Here is a 22,479-nt window from a genome sequence, read left to right on the forward strand (position 1 = left end):
ATTGCGTATCAGCTAAAAGCCATCCGATGGATAGTCCACTTTTCGCTTTTCGCATGTTCCGTTACGGCAATCCAAATGATGACAAAGATTCTCAAGTATCTGCTCATATGCAAGGAGTTGTGACATAGTCCAATTAAATCGACTCAAAATATTATAGGCATTATTGATGTTAATATTAATATAAGCTGTATTAAACCTATAATTAGAGAGTAACTTTCTTAATCTTGTTTCCTGTGTCTTTTTATATTCATCGTGGTTTGCTGTACCAAATTCTGCTATATTATGCATCTCTCTGCTACGTATTTGTATTTCTATATTACGTTTATAGATATTAATTATGACATGTAAGGAACGGTAGCCATTATCCTTAGGATTAGTAATATAGTCTTTAAACTTCTTTACATCAACAGAATAAATATTGTAAATAATATCTAATACTTTATAACAGTCTTCTTTTTTATTAACTATAATCCTAAAAGCAATTAGGTCCTTCAATTCTTTCACAGTGGTAGCTTTTTTAAATATCTTCTTTAAAACAGAACAAGGAGATTTTAATCTGTAATGTATTTCAGCAGCTATATTAGCTTTATATAGTTTAGTGCTAATAGCAGCTATGATATTATGTAAATCATTAGTATTTATACCTTGCATAATTAACATTTATAATAAATTATAATACGTTTGTTATAAAATAATCAGCTTTTGATCCCTGTAATTAACTATTAACTCCACATTAGTACACTAAACTCCATAAAGAGATATAACTCTTGGAACTTTACTTTTAAATTTATGGAGGGAAAAAGCTGATTATTTTACAGTAACTTAAGTACAATATTTAACTCCCTGACCTTACTAATTTGGTAGAATGTATTAAAACTTAAATTAGAATTATTACAACTCTTAAAAAAACAGTAAGTATTATACATAAGTAAAAAACACGTAGATATTAATGTAAAAATTTATCTATTAAAGACCTCTGAAAATAACTGAATTAAGTAGTCAATAATAAGAAAGAGATATTAATGAAGAGATTATAATCATTAAGAATTATTAGAATGGATATATTTACAGTTGTTGGAAGAGACAGATTAAGTAAAGATAATGTACTTAAGTTAGAACAAATAATTAACTGGAATCAAGTAAGTAATTATTTAAAGAACAGTAAACTGAGATCTGACTTAGAACCTGTCTTGAAAGACTAATTATCTAATTACATAGTACTTCAACATGTTACTTTTTTAGTACTATTTTATGTCTAAAAAATTTACATGTTTTAGCAAAATTACTGTTTTTTATATAGATTTTAAACTGTTTGTTATGAATTAGTGTATTATTGTTGTTATCAATCCACTTTCAAGACAGCCTCTTAGGCAGGATTGGTTATAGCGAGTGATTGTTATTTAAATGTATCCTATTAGGACAATTATATAATTTAACGTGAATAGCGAATTAAAATAAGTCAAGAATTAAGGAAAGAGTCGATAGACGGTTTGTTAGGTAGTAACTGGTAATTGATAAGAGAAGCGATCATGTGAGAGAAGGCATTTTTGACTGATCCATATATGACGATGTCTTTTAACCTTATAGAATAATAATAGTTTAAATAAATTAGATTTTATGGAAGATAAAGACTATGTGTCCGCAAGAAATATATGAAAAACATTTACGTGTAATTAACAATATTAGATTTACATCAAGAGAAATAGATGTAATAGCATGCATTATGCATGGGAAGAACATAAAAGGAGTAGCTAATTTTTTATCAAATGAGGATAAACAGGTTGAGACAAGAACTATTGAAAGTCATATTTCTAACATCAAACGGAAAATAGGAACAAATGTTCGAGAGGGCATTATAAACTTTATGGAAAAGTCCGATAAATATAAACTAATACAAAGTTACTATTTAAGTTTATTAATTCAACAAGAATTTAAAAAAAACTTAAAGGAAATTTTAATATTAACAAAGCCTTATAATATATCTTTTTTTATTGTTTTGCAGATGCTAGGAAACAATGATTTAAACTGGATGATTTATAAGATACGTAGGGATTTACAACTTGTAGGCATAACAGTTTTTATAGAACTGCGAGAATATTCTGATAATGTTCCTATAGTTCTCATGCATAAGGGGACACATGGCGAAGATAAAAAGCAATGTACTATCTATGTTTTATCTGTAAATAAAACTAATATACCTAAACGACAATCTATTGTTATGTCTAATGATCAGGATATATCTAAAGTATTTTTCCTTACAACACAGGAAAAACAAGGTTTAGAATTTTTACCTAAGCGAACTAATTTTGAATATATTAATCTTTCTCTATCCAAACAATATCATTTTATTTTTTTAGAAATTATCACAAAAGTTTTTTCTAATACAAATGTAGAGAATATTATTGTTAAGTTCAGGGAAAGATATAATAATATTATGTCAAATCAGACTAGTTTAGTTGCCCCTCACTCCTATTTGACAGACAAAAATATTCAAGCTAAAGTTAGGAATATTTATTTACCAATAGTTGGTGTATTGGTTTTGATTATTTGTGGTACTTATCTTTTAATATTTGACCCAGCTGTTAGAACAACGGTTAAAAGTCAAAAAGCAGAAATGCCTTACCTTAAACCACAAGAATCAATAATATTTCCTAAGAATGTGACTACTTGGAATATACCTAGACAAGATAACGTTTTTGTTGGTAGAGAAAAATTATTGAATAATTTACACAATAAATTACGTCAGAATCATACACCAGAAGGAATAAGTAATGTGGCAATTAGTGCATGTGCTGGACTTGGAGGAATTGGAAAAACACAATTAACTTTGCAATATGTCACGCACACAAAACATCCGTATACATTTAAAGCTTGGTTTCCTGCAGAGAACATTGATGATTTGTATAATAAATATATTGAATTCGCTAAGCTATTAGGATATACAGAAAACATCTATACAAAAGAAAACATTATCGCTTATGTTAAACAATGGCTAGTTGATAATCCAGGATGGCTTTTAATTTATGATAACGTAAATAACTATCGTGAAATTGCACCATTTTTACCAGAAACTGGGGGACATGTAATTTTAACAACTCGTCAACGTCATTGGCCAACAAAATTTTCAATATTGCCCATTGACGTCATGACAGAAGAAGAATCTATTAAAACAATAAAGACTTTAATACAGCGAAATGTGGCATTAGAAGAAGAAAATGCTATAAGGGAATTAGTAGAAATTTTAGGATATTTACCCTTAGCACTAGTACAAGCTAGTGCTTATATTAAGCAAAAACATATTGCTATTCCAGAATATTTAGACCTTTACAAGAAGTATGAATCAGAATTATTATCAGATAATTCTTTTTTAGAAGAGACAAATAATTATAGTTACCCAGTGGCAGTAACCTGGAACATTACCTTAGATGAAATTGTTAGAGATACTAGAATTAACAATGAACCACCAATAGCTATTGAACTTTTAATAGTATGTGCTTACTTAGCACCAGACAAAATCTCTCGAAAACTATTGCTTACATGGCTGCAAACTGCTCATCCTGATTTATCATCGCCAGAATTAACATTAAATAAACATATTGCTCTATTATGGCAATATTCCATGATCAATTATGATAACGATAATAATATTTCCCTCCATCGTCTAGTACAAACAGTTTTACGTCATCAGTTCGATAAGATACTAAATAAAAACAATAATATGTATCCTACCTTAAATTTAAGGTGGTTTGAATCCCTATTACAATTTTTTATAGATAATGAGCAAGAATTTAAACTAACTAATTCTTTTCAACAAATTATTGAAACTAGTCAGCACTTTAAAACTCAATTTCAGGATAAATATAATGAAAATCTTATAAAAATGGATTTGATGGTTGCTACAATCTACTATTATCAAGAAAAGTATACAGATTTTCTAAAGATACTTGATCAGGTTAATGCATATTTGCAGAAAATTGACGGCTTAGAAATGTTAAAATGTGAAATGCTAGCCTTATATTCAGCATATTTTTATAAAATCGGTAATTATCATGAGGCTGAAGAAAAACTAAATAAAGCATTTGATGAGTACAATAATATAAAAATAAATAATTCAGAAAAAGACAATGATATGAAAATATTGAAGGCAAGATTAGTGTATCATAAAGCCAATCTTGTCTTAGAGAAAAGTAAAAAAACAGATAAAACTAATATAAATACACTAGAAATAGAGAATGCTATTAAATCAATTCAAGAATCAATGATTTTATTTAAGGCAGCTAATAGAACTAAAGGTTTTTTATTATCAATTAGATTGTATGGACAACTACTTATTTTAACTAACCAAGTGGATAAAGTAATAATAGAGTTTAATAAATACAATAACTTAATTGAGCAAACATCTGATTACATGATAAAAATGCTTTTTTATATAACTTATTCAGATGCTTATTTTAGCAAAGGCGATTTCAACAAAGCTTTGGAATATTGTGGTAAAGCTAAACAACAAGCAGAGAAATTACATCTTAACAATAAATTAAATTATCTTAACAATCAAGAGAAAACTATTAAAGCATCACTGCAATAAAATTGAATAGCATTCTATAGTTAAGTAAATTCAATTAGGTATAATAAAGAGTATTAAGTCCGTCCGCTAAAACTTAAGAAAATATCGCTTTAGGCACTAATTCCCAAAAATAGTGCGATTTTAGAGCAAATTACTATGATTTTGATGGCTGATTTCAAATTTTTGTATCAAAAAAACACCATATTTTCCAAAACGCACTCAATTTTCCCATTGCGATTTTTTCTTATTTCCATAAGCTTTTGATATAAAACCCTTCATTTTTTTATGGATTTTACTATTACTTTTTGCCTTACAACCCTATTGCCTACAAGGCTTGTAGAGTTTTGGCGGACGGACTATTAAAGATATTTATTGCATAATAACAATTTACCGTTATTGTGGAGTAAGAGGAGAGAATGGGACTGTGTTATTATATAAATTTAATTTTTTGTAATTTGTAGTTATATTTAAACAATGTGTGTGTAATTGTCTTGCAACTTTTGGTATTTTGAGATAAGTAGCAAGAGCTAAGAAGACCTGTAAAGTTTCTAAAATTGTTTTCTGTTCTTTTTTATGGGTTTTAGCTCCTATTGTTTGTACATTATGTAGCCGATCAAATAACTTAATTAATAGCAACTCTTTTTTCTTCTGCTGATATAATATTTTAACCACTTCTGCTGCACTAATTTTTTTATCCTTTTTAACTCGTGTTAAATCTTCAACTTGACCTGCGATTTTATAGCCAAACTCTTTTACTATCATTTCTTTAGTAAGTAATGTATCTTCAATACAATCGTGCAATATGCTAGTTACTATGATATCTGTTCTAAATAAATAATCAGAAACCATGTATGCTACTTCTAAAGGATGTGAGTAATAGAATTCTCCTGTTTCTCTCTTTTGCCTGCCATGATACTTTTTAGCAAAATAAATTGCTTTTTTAATTTTATTAAGATCAACCATGTTCTTAGACATCTTATTAATAAGCATGATCTTCGTTAATAGCCTTTTACTATATCGGCAATTTGATAGATCTGTAATTTTTATTTTGTCTAGCTCAAGATCTATACCTTTAGGTAAATTTAACTTTCCTGTAATAGGATCTATAGTTTTTTGATGATTTTCTTGACTTCTTGCCATATATCCTTCCTTACTATAATTTACTTAAGTGTAGCAAGTGAAGTACAATAATCAAGAAAATCATCATTATTAGTTAATACATAATCATCAAAACCTTATCAATATCAACATTATGTATCATAAATCAGATCATCAAGAAGAGGTAACTTAATTGGTATATTACAGACAATAGTAGTACTTTTACCTTTTTCACTTGTTACTTCAATCTCTCCATTTAGCTCACTAATTAGACGCTTTACAAAACTTAATCCTGATCCAAGTCCATTATATTGCATAGCAACATCAAATTTATCAATCTTTTCATGAAGATGTTGCCTGATTTCTTTAGACAAACCAACACCACTATCATGCACCATAAATTGGAATACCATTTCTCTGTTTTGTTGTTCTGATTCTGAAACGGCTGGACTAATAGCAAACATGTTCACTGTTACCACAACTTTACCTTCTTTAGTAAAGTTAATAGAATTATCTATTAACTGCTCTAATATTGCCCCTATTCGATAAGTATCACTAATTATAGCATTTGTTAAATCATACTGAAAATTACAAGATAAATTTAATCCCTTACGTTGAGCTATTGGCATCGCTTTATCAATAATCTTATTTACCAACTGTTTTGGATCAAACTTATTAAAAACTATAGGAGGTAATCCTGAATTATTCTGTAAATAACTAAGTATATTGTTATAATAATCCAGTAATTCTTCAGCACAATTTACCACACTAGCTAAATAATCCTTTTTTTCAGGATGATCCTCTATTTCATAAAGGGCTGTTACTAATGAAAAAATCCCATTACATGGAATCTTTAATCCATGTACCATATTTTGCACCACATCTCTTTTAAATAACTCAGATTCTTTCAATTTATTATTTGCTTCTTGTAACTCTAATTTATATTTAATTATATCAGTATAATTTGTGATCGTCGAGTTAATGATATTCTCTTCTTGCTGATATGGTATTAATGTGACAGATATGGGAGATAATTGAAGATTCCAATTTGTTTTAGTAATATTATGATTATCTTTTGGTTGATTTTGATTATTAATTGTCATAGCATCTCCTTGCTGTTAAAGTTCAGAAAACAGCTCAGAGGTTAAAGTGCTAAAATTTTGTAGTTTTTAATTTAACCTCTGAACTAGAACTGCACCACGGCTGCTCTTAACAAGGACAGATATCCTAACTATTCCATGAAGTACAGAGGATTTAAGAGCTTTTTTGACAGATTTCTACACAATTTAATAAAGAGCTGCATAAATGAGACACAGCTAAATTACTATTATTTGTTAGCTCAGATCTTTGTCTATTACATACAAATCAAAACTAGTATTAATGATGTTACAGAAAACATCAAGAATTCCTTGAAAATCCCTTGTAATACAGTATTTTGCTGGCATTTAAACCTATTTTATACTATAATTTAGTATAAATATTTTAATAATAATTTCATGTCAGTAAAGAACTCAGATAAATCACAACCATTCCTACAATGGGTTGGTGGTAAAAGAAAAATTGCCGATCAATTAATTAAGTTTCTTCCATCAACACTGAATAACTACTATGAACCATTCCTTGGTGGTGGGGCTTTATTTTTTCAAGTTAGAGATAAATTTAAACAATGCTATTTATCTGATATTAATCTAGAGCTAGTAACGTCCTATAACACAATAAAGAAGAATCCAGAGCAGGTCAGTAAACTATTAGACTCTCATAAAGAAAAACATTCTAAAGAGCATTATTACCAAGTTAGAAGTAATAATGACAGTAATGACCCAGCAAAAATTACTGCAAGGTTTATCTATCTTAATAGATATTCATTTAAAGGCATTTACCGAATTAATATTGATGGAAAGCCAGCTCAAACTTTCTCTGGTAGGAATTATAGTAAATCTGATCTTGCCTTTAGATTAAAACAGTGTAGTCAGCTTTTATCGGGCACATCTATTTGTGCTATAGATTTTTCTTTCATTGAACCACAAAAAAATGATTTTGTTTATTTTGATCCTCCTTATCATAAATCAGGTGAGAAGTTTTATACCAGATTACCCTTTGATGAAAATGAGCAAACGAGACTTAAAGATTTTGCTACAGAACTCAATGATAAAAATGTTAAAATAATGGTTTCTAATAGTAATACTCCCTTTATTAGAAACTTATACAAAAATTTTAATATTAGTACTATTAAGGTTAAATATTCTATGCCTGAGCACAATAAAATATCTGATGAAGTAGTTATTACAAATTATCAATTACCACAATAGCTTAGTTATATTCAAACTTGATTAATTCAAAGCAATAATCTTGAGTCTTAAAAGCTTCTTCTAGATCTTGCATATGACGATTTCTAACATAGTAATCATTAAAAGCCGTTGTTGATTTAAGGATTACCTTGTTGTTGACTATATCTTCCTCTACCACTACTAATTTACTTAATACCCCAAAATCAATATATTGGTTATAACGTTCAATAAGAAATTTCCGTGCCCTGTACCATATTGAATTAGGATTTAATTGCTTGCTAAGCTGCAATAGGTAATTTTGTTTTTCATCTTCAGTATTATTATGCTTAGCTTCAAGCTCAGCAAATGGTATGATTTGTAATTGCCCAATATTACTGCCATAGATCATTCGTACTTGCTGTAGTATTTTATCTTGGCTATGTTCTGAAAGCGTAATGTTTTTAAGCAATTTTATTTGATAGCTATTACCTACTACCCCAATAAAGTAGCAAGAACTTAGTAATTCATAAGCTGTATCAGGATCAAAACTACCAACAATTTTACGTTTTAGCTGAGCTTGCTTGCTAGTATCAAGGCTACTTTCTATCTTATCTAGATGTCGGTCTTTGGCTTTGTTTACATCGCTAGATTTAAACTGAAATGTAGTGCTGTTGGCTTTAGTAGTTTCTCTGAGCTCATGAGCTAAAGCTTTAGCCATATAGTTCAGTAGGACTTTCTTATGACCAAAATGATATTCTGGATATTGTTCTGCTAGCTTCAATAAGAGCTTATTGATGAAATTAAGATTAAATTCTCGATTTGATTTTACCTGTAATAAATCGGCCTCTTCTTGAGTTAAGGGATGGAAATCTATTAATTTTTTTCTTTTGAACCAGCCTTTATTCTTTACAGATTCTACTGCTGAATCATTATTAGCTGGTGATGCTATTTGCTTACATCTTGCCTTATCCACCTTATCAAGCACTGCTTGCAATGCCTTATTAATCTGTAATGGACCAACGATAAAATCACTTTTGGCTGTTTTGGTATTTTCACTCTCTTGCTGATTATTAGCCGATCTTGTTGTTGCGAATTTTAACTCTTGTGCAAGCTTTTGTTGTTGTGAATATTGTAGTAATTGTTGATTTTGAACAGTTTCATTTTGTTCATTTTGAAAAATTATAGATTTGCTATATCTAGATTTATTAGATATATTTTTATTATTATCTATATATATGTACTGGTCCAAACTTTTTTGGGGTTGAGGCAAAATTTCTTTGGGTTTCACCCCAAATTTATTTTGAGTTAAGCCCAAATTTTTTTCATTTTCATTGAGAATTTTTTGAGAAAATGGCTGGAAATTTCTAGCCAGCTTAATACAAGGAGTATTGCGGCATTTAATACCATATTTAATAATAGTTGCTTTATAAAACTTAATGAAACCACTCTTTTCTAATTCAATTAGGCACTGTCTGACACGTTCTTGACAAACTCCTAAGTGTTCTTCAAAGAAATGATAGGTTTCCTGAAGTTCGTCGATACTATTGTTATAGTAGATTTGCAAGCGGAAGACTATTAGAGATAGGAGTTGTCTTGAGGTTTTACTTAAAATTTTACCATTACTAGAGGATAGGTTACTCCATTCAGGAGGAATAAAATTACCAACAAAATTGTAGAAAATGATTGAATTTTGATTACCATGATCATGTGTTACACAATCATTAGTAAAATGTGATGAGCATATAGTGTGCATAAGACCTCAACTTAAACATCAGGTTTAGTCAAGGTAGTAAGAGAATTAGAGTACCATTTTTAAAAATGCGATGAGCATATAGTGAGCATATGGAGTAGGGAGGTAAAATTAGTAGATTACAAAAAGCTTGACTGTATGCTGGTGGGCGATAGAGGGGTTGAACCTCTGACCTTTACGATGTCAATGTAAAAGTCGATTTCGCCCTATTTTTTTGCTTTTTTCTTATATACTAATTTATAGCTCATAACCCTAATGTTAATAGTACTTTTTCAATACCAATTAAATTCTATCCTCACTGTAGTAGAGTTGCAATTATTTGTCAATGTTTAAAAATATTAGAAATTTTAAAATAGGATATGGATATAATGAGCATATAGCGAGTCAAATTTTATTATCAATTTTTACCTTGCAACCTACTTGGACCATTTGAATTTATGAATCAATAATTACAATTATTAGTTGTTTATATTGTAAAAGTAATAATCAAGTTCATTGTAATTATATTTGATATAGAATTTGCTATTACAATTAAAACATACTACAGTTTTAAATATATATTCCAGTTAAGCTATGGTAGGTAATATTATGCCAGTTAGATCATTACTGTTTACTAAAGAGATACTGCAAGAAATAAAAGCTCCAGAAGCAAAGCGAGATATATATAAAGATACTAAAGAAAAAGGATTATTGCTAATCGTCTCATACGGTGGTAGTAAAATATTTTATTTAGGGGTAGTGCTTAGCAAAAAGTATCATAGAATCAAAATAGGAGTCTTTCCTTATCTATCTATTATTGATGCAAGACTCAAAGCATCTGAGTTAAAAGGGAAAATTGCCCAAGGATATAATCCTATAGAAGAAAAAGCTAGATTATCTAAGGAGCCTACCTTTAAAGAGTTTTATGATAGATACCTTGATGAATACAGTAAAATTAATAATAAAAGATGGAAAGATTATGCTGCTTCTGTAGATAGATATGCAAAACATTTATATAATAGAAAAATATCAACCATTCAAAAAGCAGATATTCAAGAATTATTTAATAAATTGACGAAAACTGGTAAATATGGAGCCAACAGGTTTCTTGAAATATTAAGACCTGTATTTAATAAAGCAATAGAATGGGAATTGATTAAGGTAAATCCAGCTATTGGGATAACAAAGCATCAGGAACAATCTAGAGACCGTTATTTAACTAGAGAAGAAATACCACAGTTTTTTGCAGCAATAGCAGAAGAGAAAAACGAAGTAATGAAGGATTTTTTCTTAATAGCTTTATATACATCAGTACGTAAAGATAATTTACTTACTATGAAATGGGAACAAGTAAGTTTTACTGACAAACAATTATATCTGCCAGAGACTAAAAATGGCAAGCCTCATTCTTTACCTTTATTAGATCAAGCATTAGAAATATTAAAAGCACGAAAAGAGAACTCTACTAGCAGTTGGGTATTTCCAAGTGAGACCAGCGGCAGTGGTCACTTGCAAGAACCGAAAAAAGCATGGAGTAGAATTTGTGAAAAAGCAGGCATAAAAAATTTAAGGATTCATGATTTAAGAAGAACAGTTCCAAGTTGGATGGCAATGACTGGAGCAAATCAATATGTAATTGGACAATTACTTAATCATATGGATCCAAGATCCACTGCAGTTTATACTAGACTTGCAAATGATACTGCTCGAGAATATATGCAAAGGGCAATTGATTCAATGATTCCGAAAGTGTAACACAATCATAGGAATTATAGATTTTATGTTTGCAAATAAAGTAAAATTAGCTAAAAAATCTCGAAATATCCGTAATATAGTTATTTCACTAATTATAGGTGTTACTGTAGGTATAACAATTGATCATACTATATTAAACCTATTAGTTAGTCCTGATGTCCAAACTGCTCACTCTACTAAAAATGAGATTAGTATACCAAGTAAAATTATACAAGAAGATGCACAAGCAATTTTGATGCCTTCTAGTAAAATTGATACATGCTTTACTCCCCCATCTGGTTGTAGTAAAGTTATTACTGCGATAATAGATAAAGCGAGCAGCTCTATATATGTTCAAGCATATGGTTTTACTGATGTTGATATAGCAGATTCCTTAATTGCAGCCCATAAGCGAGGTGTAAAAGTTAAAATCCTATTAGATAAAAGCAATCTATACTCTAAATATTCTAAGCTGGCTAAAATTAAATCAGCAGGCATTGATGTATTGATCGATAACGTGCCTGGTATTGCTCATAACAAAGTTATGATTATTGATGAGTATACAGTAATTACTGGTAGCTTTAATTTTAGTAAAAATGCAGATTATAAGAATGCAGAAAATATAATTATTATCAATGATCCAATAGTATCAGGACAGTATTTGCAAAATTGGCTATCTAGAGAACATGTCAATAACAATCTTACTAATCAAGATTAATTCCTTCCGTTATTAAGATAAGAGATCTATAGTATTTAGAAAGAATAAAAATATTGTAAAATTACCATCATAACATGATAAGACATATTGGAAGTTATAAGAACAATATATTTAGAAATCATTCGTGGTATATCTTATATACGCGAGTTTCGAATTAATATAGCATAGGATTTAGCATATCAAGAGAGATGTAATAGAAGGTTTATTATCAGACATTTGATAATTTATCAGTGCTGCAACCATATGCACAAAGGCATTTGTAACTGATCTATGCCTTGAATGCTCAAACTTCCCCAATAGTTTAATTTTACTAAACACAGATTCTATTAATGCTTTTTTAAGCAATAATATTTTATCCAACATAGACATAAGTTTATTTTTCATATTTTTCTTTACCCTAGTTACCATAAAAATTCCTTGCTCTAAAAGTTGTAGAAATAATTGTTGCGAAATATAACCACGATCTCCGAATACTTTACCAAAAAGATTTTTGATTATCAGTTCCAGCTGTTTTCTATCATCCTTATTGCCAGGGCTAAAAGATGCTTTAACTATACCACCGGCTCTATTAATTATTAGATGTAGTTTAAGTCCATAGAACCAACCTTTTGTTGTCTTACTGCTTGCTGCTATGCCGGCGAACACTTTATTCATTGAAATACGGTATCTCTTACATACCTCTATACTACTTGAATCTACAAAAGAGAGTCCGTCACACTGATCCAAAATAGAATTGAATATTAGTACTAATAGTGGTAAATGTGGACCTATTATTTTTATAAATTGACTATAACTTACTAATTGAAAATCTTTTTGATGATGAATTCATATTTGCTTCAGACAATAATTCTTAAAACAATCATAAGATGACTGCCAGTAGCCTATTATAATTGTTATTACCTCACTTCTGTTCAGTCGACTTTTAGGACCAGATTTGTTGTTATGGTTAGTAATTGAATTTGTATGCTTGTCTAATTCTTGAAAAAAATCATCGACGTAACAAAATATTTCTGTAAAATCCATTATCATAGGTTATTGCTCTTAAAGTTTTTTCAATAACCTATAAACTTTTTTCTAATACTATAAATACCATATTTTAATTAGCAATTTGTATTTTGTACTCACTTTATAACAAAAACAGTATTATTAAGATCCACGTAACCCAGTTACTATCAGCTATTCAGCGACTTTTTGAATACGAAACTCGCGTTTATTGTTAATTCCAGCCATAGAGCCAGATAGAAGGATGATAGTATCATCAAAAAGCTATCATGAGACTTACCTAAGAGAATGGGCTATTTTTGTCATGAAAGAATTATTTACCACTTCACCTGAAGAGGTAGAGCGTCAAATAGCTGATCTGAAAGTAGTATCTAGTAATACGGAGCAACTAGATAAGTTCTTTAAAGAACATTTACAATTTGTTAAAGGCTCTAATGTATCGTCAGTATTTTTTTTAAAGAAAACCTTACTACATGACAATTTTTAGAGATGTAAGGACTAAAGGATTGAATTTTGCTGATAATTCATGATGATAACGGGGAAAGAACTTGGTTTACATATGAAAGATCATTCCGCCCCTCTAGTCGAATTATTACAAAAACATATTTCGCTTAATTTATCAAGAGCAAAATGTTTAGGATTATTTATCATTTCAATGCTTAACAGCAGGACAGTAAACATGTCATTGTTATGCAATAGAATGCCGTCTGGGATTAAAGCAGCTTCATGGTATAGAAGGATGCAAAGATTTATCTCTGAAATCTCAATATCATGGAGAGTATTACCTGTTATGTTAGTCATGATGACTGGGTTTGAGCAGGAGCAAAAATGGGTATTGTGTTTAGATAGAACGAATTGGAAATTTGGTAAACGACATATAAATATTTTATATTTAGCTGTCAGTTTTCATGGTATAGCGATCCCCCTTTTTGGAATTTTCTAAGTGATAAAAAGTGTGGTAACTCTGATTATATTGAGCGTATTGATCTGATGGAGTGTTTTTTAGAAGTTTTTGACAAAAACCGCATTGAAGCATTAACCGCTGATAGAGAATTTATAGGTAAGGAATGGCTCTCTTGGCTTAGAACAAATCAAATAAGATACGTTTTTCGAGTTAGAGAAAATAGACAATATATCAGTAATGCAAGGGGAAAAATGGTTAAAATACAAGAGTTATTTCGCCCTCTAGCCATAGGATCGCATGTGAGTTTGTCACAACGTAGAATTGGTACAAAAGGTGAAATATTTAATGTAGTAGGGATCAGAAATAAGAAGAGTGAACTTGCAGTCTTAATACATAGTGATGAGATCAAAAATCCTGCTGAGATTATATGCTCAAAGATGGCAAATTGAAACAATGTTCAAAGCTTTTAAATCAGCAGGATTCAACTGTGAAGCAACTCATATTACTAATGATTTACGATTAGATACATTGATGCAAATATTGTCTATTGCATTTTGCCTAGCTTATCAAACTGGAGAGATTATAGTTTTAGATAAACCAATAGTTATTAAAAAACATGGTTATAGGCAAAATAGTATATTTCGTGTTGGATTAGATACATTGGTTAATATCTTGTATAATATTTCTACTCAATTAGTACGTTGGATACAGCTGTTGTCCTTGATATTCCAATATCCAAAGATGATAAAATGAAAAATTGTCATGTAGTAAGAAAGAAAACAAAGCTCACTGAGCAAGGAGTAATAATTAGTGGAACATTTCGTTATTGGTTTTCTGAGAATAAACATATCTCCGCTGATAAGACCTATCTTTTAACTTATAAACTAGGAGTTAACCGTTTGTTATTACTAACTGGTATTAAAGAAGAGGAGGCAAATAATTAATGATAAGGTTTAAATACAAACTACATATTTTGGTATTATTCATTGGTACTCTGTTAAGCTTTAATAATAGCTATGCTATAGGTTATATGTTACATGATGATTCTGTATTAGAGTTGCAGATTGCAAAAAATTCTCCAACTAGGATTACTATCGAAGGTGACAAGATCAACGATATTATGATCCATCCCAAGGAAGCAGCAGAAATAATAGTGCATGATTCAGGCTGCATATTTGTTTTGCCACAACAAGGTAAAAATAAAGTTTATGTCAGCATAGTTGCTGAAAGCGGCGTAGTGCAGGATTTAGTTTTAAGTTTTACTAAAGATAAACCAAGTCCAATAAGATTATTAAAATATAATTTTAAAACAGCAGAAACACCACAGTTTAGTAAGCTTCCAACGCATCAAAACTTACCAGCATATAATGTATATAAAATGAATAAAGGAGTAAAAAAATAGAGATATGTTTAATAAAATAATAAGAACGATATTTAATAAACAGCATTTAGGTTACGTAGTATTTATCACATTTTGCTGCTTCTTATTTCAAGAGATAGTATTTGCAGATACTTTAGAAGGTCAGTTAGATCGCATTGGTACTCTTTCTACTGGTAAACTTAAAACTATAGGAATATCAGGGGCAACAATTTTAGCTGCCATTTGGGCGGTAATAAAGGGAAATTTGCGACTTGCTGGAGCAATTGTAGCAATTGGTATCATTTTAGGTTTTTATTTAGATTGGGTCTCTTCTGGTATGAAAATCAGTTTAAAAGCAGGAGTATACTCAGGCACTGGCAATGCCTTAGAAAAATTAGCTGATTTTGCAATAAAGAGAGCAGAAAGCATGAGTCCAGTAATTGTGGTCGGATCAGGTAGAGTAGTAGATGTAGTATTTAGAAAAGGTTTTGATTTAATAGATAGTGGTGAAGAGCAGCAATTAATTGCCTATGGCGGTAATTTTACTCAGCAAGAAAATTATCGCAATCATCAGAATAATAATCATTATCCAAGTGGCTCAAACAGAATTAATAGTTTTGGCAATAATAATTTTTCTAAAACAAATCAAAAATTAAGAGAGCGATTTCTTAAAGATGATGAGAATTGGCAGCATCAATTAGATGAAGAATCTACAACCAATAATAACATCCTAGAACAAGAAGGTGGATTTTAATGAATAGATTATCCAAGATTGTATTGTTATCACTACTCACCATAAGTATCAGCAGCTGTAAATTAATGCCATATTGTAGCGACTTTGATTGTCCTATTCCTGAAGGGATAAAGTGTAAATCTTTATATGAAGTCAATAAAATGGCAGATCTTGGTATATTCGATCCGGATAAACAATATAACATATGTTGTTTAGGTAAGAATAAAAAACTTAAAGGTAATTAGATGAAGCCTAATATCCATAAAGATTTTTCTCGCATAAGCCTTTCTAAGCATTTTGTTTATGAGTCATATGATAAGGATTCCGGTTTATTTTTTAATAGAGCTTCAGTAGGATTTGTACTGCTTGGCGGACCAATTGTTGGAGCAAGCTTGCTAGCTCAAGGTGAGATTGCTGAATTTATCAAAAGTGATGAGAATTTACCAGCAGGTAGTAGTTTTCAAGTGCTGATGATTGGCTGTGATCATATAAAGGAATATTTAGATAATTGGCAATCACATCGCAAGGGTGGCATCTTTTCTGAGTTAAGTAATAAAAGAGCAAAGTTTCTCCAAGATAAAGCTACAGAAGAAGGAAGTATCAAGGATATAGTTTTATTAATTTCAGTAACTATTCCGACGCTTAAGATTGATATTAATGAAATGATTCGCAGAAAAGAAGTACTGCAAGATACATTTAAATCAATTGGCATGTTAACTGAAGATGTAGATGCCAAATTATTATTAAAATTGATGCGTTTAATTTTTGGTTGGAATATAGCAGAGCAACCCGAGCTTAATCCTTATGATATATTATCGCAGCAGATTTTACCTAGTGATTTTTCTTTGTTTGAAGAGGAAAATTCTGTTCGTCTTAATAACGATCAGATATTTCTATCTTTAGAGGCAAGTAAAAGACCATCATAGTGGCGATTATCAGCCATGGATTTATTTTTAGGTAATGAAATGCGTCGAGATGAATATATTAGATCCAATTTTCTAATGCATTTTGGTTTGCAAATAGCAGCTAATCAAATGATAGCTAAAACAGCAGCAATTACAAAAAGAGAAGCTTTAGAGAGAAATATTAATGCTGGTATGGGTAAATTTTTTCCAAATCTAGCACATGAAGCAGAGGATTTAGCAGGAGCAGTAGCAAGTCTGCAAAGTGGTGATCGGGTAGTAAACATCCACTTCAATGTTATTATGTATGGAAGTACAGATAAAGCTAAGACTGCAGCATCACAGTTTTGCTCAAATATGCGAAGAAGTGGTTGGTATTTTGTTCCTTGCAAATATGATCATTTAGCTGTGGTTCTTGCAAGTTTACCTATGCAGTTAGTTGAGGTGACAGCTAATTCTTGGACCAACAAATTTAAAGGCATATTATCACCTAAAATAGTAGGAGTTGGGGTAGCATTATCAAGTCTTGGTAGAGGCATAAAAACTATTGCTGCAGAAAGTAAAGTATTACTGCCCATTATTGGTGAATGGAAARGCGATTTAATATCTCCTGGTATGCTACTTGTAGGCAAAAGAGGACAGATTATGTATTGGTCACCTTTTGGTAGTGCTTTGATAGCAAAATCAGGACGCAATACTAACTCAACGCCAAATGAGAATTTTAATCTTTGTATAGCAGGAGTTCCTGGCTCTGGTAAATCAGTTTTTATGCAGGAATTAATGCTGTCAGTGCTTGGAGTTGGTGGCAAGGTATTTGTTCTTGATTATGGGAGATCATTTAAAAGAACTTGTTTGTTACTGGGTGGTAATTATATAGAGTTTGATGTAAAAAATCCTATTTCAATTAATCCATTTTCTGAGGTACCAGAAGAGACAAATGAAAAATCAATTGAAGCAAGAGCAGATTTTTTAGCAAGTTTTCCATCGATTTTAGCGACCATGGCAGCTCCGCGGTATGGGACTAATGATTTGCAACAACCAATGCTACAAAAAGCCTTAATAGCTGTGTGGCAAGACAAAGGAGCAAGAGCTGAAGTTACTGACATAGCAGATTGGCTACTTAAAAGAGAGGAGCCTTACGCACAAGAACTCGGTAATATGTTATTTCCATTTACCAGAGATGGGCAATATGGCAAGTTTTTTAGCGATAAGGCAAAATTATCGTTAAGCTCAGATATTGTGGTAATTGAAACTGATCATTTACGCAGTAGCCTAGCTCTACTTGCTGTAATTGTACAAATTATGATTGTGCATATTAACCAAACAATGGTTAAAGGTGATAGAGATCGTCCCTTTCTAATCATGATTGATGAGGCATGGAAGTTATTATCTGGCAAGAGATCAGGAGAATTTATTGAAGAAGCAGGTAGAATTGCCAGAAAATATAATGGCTCAATCACTCTTGCGACTCAGCAATTAACTGATTATTTCAGAGAAGAAGGAACAGCAGCAGAAAAGGCTTTTGAGAACTCATCGCATAAGGTAATCTTGAAACAAAATCCTGAGAGCTTCAAAGCAATGAGAGCAAACCCTAAGCTTGCAGGTTTTGTTGATGAGGAGTGGAAGATAAATTTACTGCAATCAATTCATTCAAATCCGCCCTATTATAGTGAGGCGGCAATTTATGGTCCAAGCGTTAATGGAGTAGTAGCAAGATTAATGTTAGATCCATTTACTTTAATGTTAACATCTACTAATGCGAGGGATTACAAGGCTTTAGAGGATAAGATGATGCTTGGGATGAATGTCACAGATGCGATTAATAGTGTACTGCAGATAAGAAGTGTAGCTTAAAAGCATGCGGGAAAATATGACGAGGTATTTATATCTAAAAATTGTTTTCATCAGCTCCTTTATTTTATTTTTGATTGTATTAAAGGTCAGTTATGTCAATGCACAGAATAATACTTTAGAGAACAGCGTAGGTAATAATTCCAAAGTAGAAATTAAAGATTATGGCGTCAGAGGTCATTTATTTCCAATCATTGAAGAGTCATTACTCGAGGTAATTATGTCAAGACTGAAAATAGCAGAGCAAAATGGCGTGTTAGCAACAATGCAGGAAGAATTTAACAATAGAGTCAAGCAAAAAATCTCTAGACCAACTCCAGTAGCAGGATTAAGTAAGGTTAGGAAGAATCGTAGCTGGCATTATGACCCTAGTTTTGTACAAAAAACCGATATAAAGGATCAAAAAGGCAATGTCGTAATTCATGTAGGAACAAGTGTAAATCCTTTAGATAAAATAAGCTGGGGTGAGTCATTAATATTTATTGATGGTGATGATCAGCAACAGATTAATTGGGCTAAATCCAAGATAGGAAAATTAATATTAATAAATGGTAGTCCTATAGAGCTGATAAAAAAGTTAAATAAGCCAGTATTTTTTGATCAAGGAGGTGTGCTTACTACTCGTTTTAAAATAAAGGCAGTACCTGCTACTATCCAGCAGGAAGGCAAATTGCTTAAAATTAGTGAAGTAAAGATCAATTAAAATTTGTAGTAGTATTTAAGCAAAGAGTCAAGATTAAACTGTAAATAACAACTAATACATCGGGAGCAATCTATGAAAAAATGGTCATTACAGGAGGCAAAGAAATATTTAACTACAATAGTAGATGATGTGCTGCATGGTGAGGTGCAAGCGATTGTCAAATCGAGCGGCGAAGTAGTATATTTAATACCAGGTGAAAAATATTTACCTACAAAAAATGCTACTAATTTATTGTCTAACCAAGAAGAGGTAAGCGTGGTATCTCCTGAGATCAGCCTTCAATGAAGTTAATTATATTTATTATAATTATTATGCTTGGTAATTATAGTTATGCATCAATTGGCTGCGTTGGCAGATTTGTTAATCCCATAACTGATGTTTGCTGGAAATGTTTATTTCCAATTACTATCGGGGGAGTAAAAATTGTCTCAAGTTCTATGGCTGATACTAATAACCCAAAACAGATTATTTGTTTTTGTCCCAGACCTGGGATTTCTATGCCAGTGCCAGGGATTCCAATTGGATTCTGGGAACCAGCACGGCTAGTAGATGTAACAAAATCCCCAATGTGTATGGTAAGCCTTGGCGGTATTAGTCTTGGAACTAGCATGCAAAAAGGGATGAAAGATGATATAGAAGGAAACAGCTTTTATCATGTGCATTGGTATATCTATCCAGTAATATACTGGCTTGAGCTATTACTTGATTTTGTTTGTTTAGAGATGTCACAAATTGATTTAGCGTATTTAACGGAATTTGACCCATTATGGGGTGATGATGCTAAATCTGCCATATTAAATCCTGAGAGTTTATTATTTGGCAATATTGCAGCTCAAAGTGCCTGCATAGCTGATTGTATTAGCTGCAGTAGCATCAATCTCTCAAATGATGAGATGTTTTGGTGCGGGGGATGTCAAGGCTCTCTTTATCCATTTACTGGGACTACCGCCCATCATAATGGAGGAGTTGGCACTTCTGCGTTAATAGTTGCTAAATTTATGGCTAAACTGCACCGGGAATTATTACTCTGGGGCTATATGGGCAGCAAAGGATTATGTTCTAAATATCCAATGCCAATAATGCAAAAAAGTCAGTATAGACTGCAGATGACTTATCCTATACCAGAAGTAGCTTCCTGTAAAAAGATTGGTGAGAGTGAAATAAGCTGGCAGGCAGGAAAGGAATTCCCAGTAAAAGGTGAGGATTTTGGGTATTTGATTTGGCGTAAACGCAATTGCTGTGTCTTTTGATTTTATCGGGTGTAATAGTATGAAATTTAATCTTAAGATAATAATGTTAACTAGTTTATTAGTGTTAAGTAGTACAAGTAATGCTAATATTTTGGCAAAGCAAGAAAATTTGCTTAAAAATACTTTGCAGTCTCAAATCTATATTTTTGTATCATTTTCAATGCCTGATTCAACATTAAAGAACTATTTTATTGAAGCAGAAAAAATCAGTGCAAAACTTATAATGCGAGGTTTAAAAAACAATGCATTTGTTAAGAGTAAAGCAAAAGCCGATGAAATTGGTATTAGTTTTAATATTGATCCTGAATTATTTGAAAAATATCAAATTACTGCTGTACCAGTAATAGTAATTGATAATAACCAAGGTAAGATTAAAAAACTAGCAGGACATATAGCATTAAATGATGCATTACAAATAATGCAAGAGGAACAAATGTGAAACAAGTTATTACAACTATTTGCTTGTTAATTTTAGTAAAAAATTTAAGCATAAACAGAGCTTACTCTATGACTATGGAGGATAATTATAATAACTCTCAGCAGTATGAGCATAGTATTAAGCTTGGTAATCCTAACCAAATAGGCAATAAGATCATATTTGATAAAGATGCTAATGTATCACACTTAACTAATATGAGAGATAATGATTTAACGAATAAAGGTAGCAATATTTTAAATATTGAAGAGGGGCAATTTATTCAACAAACTGAACTAGGGAAAATCAATGCCTTAAAGGAATATGATTTAAATAATCAAAATCCTTTGCTAGTGAATGCAAAACAGATTGAAGAAAATCCATTACTACATACTGAAGGGAGTTATTTTAGTTCTAGTGAATCTGTGACTAAGACTGACATTAATAAGAGTTGCAGGGAAGGCGTTGAGTTTGAGATAGATATAATCAAGCAGTTAATCGTAGAGAATGAATTATTTGAAGGATGGGGAGAGTGGCAAGATCGCATAATAGAAATCACTCCATCTGATATTGCACCAAGTTGGAGGAAGGAATTAGTTAAAGAAGTTTATTATGATAAGCATAATTGGTCTAGAGCTACTTATCAAGGTGTAAGAGAAGAAGACCCATTAGTACAAATAGAACTAAAGAACCCTCAGCTATAAGCTGAGGGGTTATAAAGTGGAATCGATTAGAAATCGATCATCATTCACAGGTTCACCTTCCTGTTCATCAATATAGTGCTGTATCATTTCATCAGTTATATTACCTGAACTGACCGCCATATAGCCCCTAGCCCACAAATGATTGCCCCAAAATTGTTTTCTTAAATGAGCAAATTCTTGCAATAAAATTCTTGAGCTACTACCTTTTAAATACTGTACTAACTTGCTAAGAGATATTTGTGATTTATATGAGATAAACATATGCACGTGATCACATGATATTTTCCCTGAAATTATATATACTTCATGTTCCATACAAATCTGCCTTAGTAAATCTCTAGCCCTTTCCGCTACTTTGCCTATCAATACTCTCTTCCTATATTTTGGTATCCATATAAGATGTACTTTTAAATCATACTGACTATGACTATTCTTTCTATAACTTCTCATGTTTCTTGATATAAATTCATTGCTAAAGCAATTTCATTATATCTTCCCTTCGCCTGAAGGCGAGGGATTCCTTATCCCCGAAGGGGGACATTAAG

At 31.1% G+C, this 22,479-nt stretch carries 20 protein-coding genes and 4 pseudogenes; 18 read left to right on the forward strand and 6 right to left on the reverse strand.

Features of this window, described 5'->3' with window-relative positions; translation table 11 throughout:
- Positions 1 to 12 precede the first annotated feature (12 nt).
- Entirely contained in the window at positions 13 to 651 is a 639-nt protein-coding gene (locus REIS_RS03735; RefSeq protein ID WP_228368755.1) for a bifunctional (p)ppGpp synthetase/guanosine-3',5'-bis(diphosphate) 3'-pyrophosphohydrolase, read from the reverse strand.
- A gap of 982 nt (positions 652 to 1,633) precedes the next feature.
- Between REIS_RS03735 and REIS_RS03740 the strand changes: the two genes are divergently transcribed.
- Positions 1,634 to 4,585, forward strand: a complete 2,952-nt coding sequence (locus tag REIS_RS03740) for an NB-ARC domain-containing protein (RefSeq protein ID WP_008579932.1) — start codon at positions 1,634 to 1,636, stop codon at positions 4,583 to 4,585.
- Between the two features lie 372 nt (positions 4,586 to 4,957).
- Here REIS_RS03740 and REIS_RS03745 read toward each other — a convergent pair whose 3' ends face one another.
- Both REIS_RS03745 and REIS_RS03750 read right to left on the reverse strand, forming a co-directional pair.
- On the reverse strand, positions 4,958 to 5,704 hold the full coding sequence (locus REIS_RS03745) for an HD domain-containing protein (RefSeq protein WP_008579933.1): 747 nt from the start codon (positions 5,702 to 5,704) through the stop codon (positions 4,958 to 4,960).
- A 110-nt stretch (positions 5,705 to 5,814) separates the two neighbouring features.
- Entirely contained in the window at positions 5,815 to 6,765 is a 951-nt protein-coding gene (locus tag REIS_RS03750) for a sensor histidine kinase (protein ID WP_008579934.1), read from the reverse strand.
- 393 nt (positions 6,766 to 7,158) lie between these two features.
- Here REIS_RS03750 and REIS_RS03755 point away from each other — a divergent pair, with 393 nt between their 5' ends.
- Positions 7,159 to 7,971, forward strand: a complete 813-nt coding sequence (locus tag REIS_RS03755) for a DNA adenine methylase (protein WP_008579936.1) — start codon at positions 7,159 to 7,161, stop codon at positions 7,969 to 7,971.
- A 1-nt stretch (position 7,972) separates the two neighbouring features.
- On the opposite strand, the gene REIS_RS03760 is transcribed toward REIS_RS03755, so the two are convergent.
- The gene (locus tag REIS_RS03760; protein WP_008579937.1) at positions 7,973 to 9,682 is read right to left on the reverse strand and encodes a hypothetical protein; all 1,710 of its coding nucleotides are present in this window, start codon (positions 9,680 to 9,682) and stop codon (positions 7,973 to 7,975) included.
- A 570-nt stretch (positions 9,683 to 10,252) separates the two neighbouring features.
- Here REIS_RS03760 and REIS_RS03765 point away from each other — a divergent pair.
- Both REIS_RS03765 and REIS_RS03770 read left to right on the forward strand, forming a co-directional pair.
- Positions 10,253 to 11,413: a tyrosine-type recombinase/integrase gene (locus REIS_RS03765; protein WP_008579938.1), complete on the forward strand. Its 1,161-nt coding sequence runs from the start codon at positions 10,253 to 10,255 to the stop codon at positions 11,411 to 11,413.
- A 25-nt stretch (positions 11,414 to 11,438) separates the two neighbouring features.
- Positions 11,439 to 12,110 (forward strand): phospholipase D family protein, encoded by a 672-nt coding sequence (locus REIS_RS03770; protein ID WP_008579939.1) that lies wholly within the window; start codon positions 11,439 to 11,441, stop codon positions 12,108 to 12,110.
- A 171-nt stretch (positions 12,111 to 12,281) separates the two neighbouring features.
- On the opposite strand, the gene REIS_RS11010 is transcribed toward REIS_RS03770, so the two are convergent.
- Positions 12,282 to 12,935, reverse strand: coding sequence for an IS982 family transposase (locus tag REIS_RS11010; protein ID WP_083787757.1), 654 nt, complete (start codon positions 12,933 to 12,935; stop codon positions 12,282 to 12,284).
- Between the two features lie 388 nt (positions 12,936 to 13,323).
- Between REIS_RS11010 and REIS_RS14110 the strand changes: the two are divergent.
- The 14 genes and pseudogenes from REIS_RS14110 to REIS_RS03840 form a co-directional block, all read left to right on the forward strand.
- A pseudogene (locus REIS_RS14110) lies at positions 13,324 to 13,575 on the forward strand (TraE/TraK family type IV conjugative transfer system protein); the annotation flags it as partial.
- Between the two features lie 63 nt (positions 13,576 to 13,638).
- Positions 13,639 to 14,055: a hypothetical protein gene (locus REIS_RS03785; protein WP_008579269.1), complete on the forward strand. Its 417-nt coding sequence runs from the start codon at positions 13,639 to 13,641 to the stop codon at positions 14,053 to 14,055.
- A 47-nt stretch (positions 14,056 to 14,102) separates the two neighbouring features.
- On the forward strand, positions 14,103 to 14,465 hold the full coding sequence (locus REIS_RS16380) for a transposase (RefSeq protein ID WP_008579487.1): 363 nt from the start codon (positions 14,103 to 14,105) through the stop codon (positions 14,463 to 14,465).
- A gap of 4 nt (positions 14,466 to 14,469) precedes the next feature.
- Positions 14,470 to 14,769, forward strand: a complete 300-nt coding sequence (locus tag REIS_RS16385) for a hypothetical protein (protein ID WP_008579488.1) — start codon at positions 14,470 to 14,472, stop codon at positions 14,767 to 14,769.
- A gap of 38 nt (positions 14,770 to 14,807) precedes the next feature.
- A pseudogene (locus REIS_RS03795) lies at positions 14,808 to 14,960 on the forward strand (conjugal transfer protein); the annotation flags it as partial.
- Positions 14,961 to 15,046: 86 nt separating this feature from the next.
- Complete coding sequence (locus tag REIS_RS03800) at positions 15,047 to 15,418, forward strand: type-F conjugative transfer system secretin TraK (protein ID WP_241760918.1); 372 nt, start codon at positions 15,047 to 15,049, stop codon at positions 15,416 to 15,418.
- 106 nt (positions 15,419 to 15,524) lie between these two features.
- A pseudogene (locus tag REIS_RS17100) lies at positions 15,525 to 16,130 on the forward strand (TrbI/VirB10 family protein); the annotation flags it as partial.
- Positions 16,130 to 16,354 carry a conjugal transfer protein TraV gene (locus REIS_RS03810; RefSeq protein ID WP_008579944.1) on the forward strand — a complete coding sequence of 75 codons (225 nt, stop codon included), beginning with the start codon at positions 16,130 to 16,132 and terminating at the stop codon, positions 16,352 to 16,354. The pseudogene REIS_RS17100 and the gene REIS_RS03810, both read left to right, overlap by 1 nt.
- Positions 16,355 to 18,865, forward strand: a pseudogene (locus REIS_RS03815) (TraC family protein). It begins immediately after the preceding gene.
- Positions 18,866 to 18,881: 16 nt separating this feature from the next.
- On the forward strand, positions 18,882 to 19,565 hold the full coding sequence (traW, locus tag REIS_RS03820) for a type-F conjugative transfer system protein TraW (protein WP_037213936.1): 684 nt from the start codon (positions 18,882 to 18,884) through the stop codon (positions 19,563 to 19,565).
- Between the two features lie 72 nt (positions 19,566 to 19,637).
- Positions 19,638 to 19,850 carry a type II toxin-antitoxin system prevent-host-death family antitoxin gene (locus REIS_RS03825; protein ID WP_008579946.1) on the forward strand — a complete coding sequence of 71 codons (213 nt, stop codon included), beginning with the start codon at positions 19,638 to 19,640 and terminating at the stop codon, positions 19,848 to 19,850.
- Entirely contained in the window at positions 19,847 to 20,815 is a 969-nt protein-coding gene (gene traU / locus REIS_RS03830; protein WP_008579947.1) for a conjugal transfer pilus assembly protein TraU, read from the forward strand. The genes REIS_RS03825 and traU overlap by 4 nt, the downstream gene beginning before the upstream one ends.
- Before the next feature lie 19 nt (positions 20,816 to 20,834).
- Positions 20,835 to 21,254: a type-F conjugative transfer system pilin assembly protein TrbC gene (gene trbC, locus REIS_RS03835; protein ID WP_037213943.1), complete on the forward strand. Its 420-nt coding sequence runs from the start codon at positions 20,835 to 20,837 to the stop codon at positions 21,252 to 21,254.
- The gene (locus tag REIS_RS03840) at positions 21,251 to 21,934 is read left to right on the forward strand and encodes a hypothetical protein (protein WP_037213935.1); all 684 of its coding nucleotides are present in this window, start codon (positions 21,251 to 21,253) and stop codon (positions 21,932 to 21,934) included. Before trbC ends, REIS_RS03840 begins: the two co-directional genes overlap by 4 nt.
- A 9-nt stretch (positions 21,935 to 21,943) precedes the next feature.
- On the opposite strand, the gene tnpA is transcribed toward REIS_RS03840, so the two are convergent.
- Positions 21,944 to 22,384 carry an IS200/IS605 family transposase gene (gene tnpA / locus REIS_RS03845; RefSeq protein WP_008579210.1) on the reverse strand — a complete coding sequence of 147 codons (441 nt, stop codon included), beginning with the start codon at positions 22,382 to 22,384 and terminating at the stop codon, positions 21,944 to 21,946.
- Between the last annotated feature and the right edge of the window lie 95 nt (positions 22,385 to 22,479).

Origin of the sequence: Rickettsia endosymbiont of Ixodes scapularis, from assembly GCF_000160735.1 — a bacterium.
GTDB classification, from domain to species: domain Bacteria; phylum Pseudomonadota; class Alphaproteobacteria; order Rickettsiales; family Rickettsiaceae; genus Rickettsia; species Rickettsia tamurae.